The organism is Vibrio sp. 10N.261.52.A1 (assembly GCF_002876325.1).
Lineage (GTDB): Bacteria > Pseudomonadota > Gammaproteobacteria > Enterobacterales > Vibrionaceae > Vibrio > Vibrio chagasii.
In genome coordinates this window covers 1-1,438 of record NZ_MCYD01000772.1, presented here as the reverse complement: position 1 = coordinate 1,438, position 1,438 = coordinate 1, and the positions used below count along the sequence as shown (strand labels likewise).

General features: G+C 44.4%; 1 protein-coding gene and 1 pseudogene. Both read right to left on the bottom strand.

Translation table 11 applies throughout. The features are described from left to right. A pseudogene (gene truA, locus BCT81_RS16085) lies at window positions 1–135 on the bottom strand (tRNA pseudouridine(38-40) synthase TruA); the annotation flags it as partial. Between the two features lie 145 nt (window positions 136–280). Next, the coding region (locus BCT81_RS16080; protein WP_277869820.1) for a FimV/HubP family polar landmark protein at window positions 281–1,438 on the bottom strand (1,158 nt) is incomplete at its 5' end.

The following is a 1,438-nucleotide window of genomic DNA, read 5'->3' as shown; positions in this document are numbered from 1 at the left end:
TTGAACTTCTACTGGGTGATTTGCGACAACCGAAAGAGCCTTTTCCAATTCTTCTTGGACACTTTTCACGTCTCGTTGGCGTTGCCAACCAAAGTAGTGGGTACCGTTATATTCAATACCTAAAGCAATTTTCATGTTCTTGTTCTCTTTGAAAATGGGCGAGAAGTATATACGGAAATGAGTGCTATCCCAAATAGGATGGGACTAAATCTATAATATTAAAAGCACGACCCACCCAAAATAAAGGGTAGCCAATGCTACCCTTTATATCTCGCTCAATTTATCGGCCGTTTAACGTATCGATAAGATTCTTAGCTTCTCGGCGAATATCGTCGCTTCCGTCGACTATCGCTTCTTCTAGAAGCTTAATCGCGCCTTGAGAGTCACTCATCTCAATGTAGATTTTAGCGAGATCAAGCTTACCAGCAGCTTCAGCGTTACTATCAACATCATAGTTTCCAATATCGCCAATCACATCAGGGAATTCGTTAAGACCAACATCCAGCTTCAGCTCTTCTTCGTCTGGATTAATAGCATCTTCCCCTTCTTGCTCAACTTGAGCCATCAACTCATCGATGGTCATGTATTGCTTATCACGACTATTCGATGATTCGGTCAGGTTATCTTGCTGCGCCCAGTTCTCTTCTTTGATCTTAGGTTCAGCTTGCTGTTCTGCAGACGCCCAGATCTCTTGTTGATCATCCGGCACACCATCTTGCATGCTCGATTGCTGTTCTGGTGCAAGATTAAAACCTTTCCAATCTTCACCGCCCACTTCAAGCATTGCATCAATATCTAACCCAGCGATATCAATCGATGTTGCATCTAATGGCTTCTCGAACATGTTGTCGACTGTGTCTTGAACATCTTCTGAAAGCAATTCAGCCAAATTAGTTTCATCAAAGTTATCGAAGCCTTCTAACGGCTCGTCTTCAACTTCATTCACCTCAGTGCTAGATACTAAAGGTGCGCTTGTTGATTCGTTCGCTTCTGGGAGTCCAGCTAAATCTGCTTCATTGACATCCGAGAAATCATCCGCACCAGCAAAACTTTGTGGGTTCGAGAACAGGTCATGCAGTGCGTCTTGCTCTTCTCCCTGCGGACTAAAGGCAGTTAATGGCGTCGGCTTTTCTGCAAATGCATCAGAGATCGCTTCATCTTCACCGTATTCAGGCAAATCGAACTCGTCAAACTGTACCCCTTGCTCTTCTGCCACAGGCTCAGCACTGCTCTGCTCAATATCGTCTAAAACAGAGTCCGCTTTAGCACTTTCTTCATCGTATTCTGGAAGGTCAAGATCATCGAACTCAAACTTCTCACTGCCATCCGATAAATCTTGCTCTAACTGAGCTTCATCAGGTTCACTCACAGCCTCTGCAAGTGCGTCTTCCTCACCAAACTCTGGTAGCTCAAAGTCGTCAAACGAGAACTCGTCTTC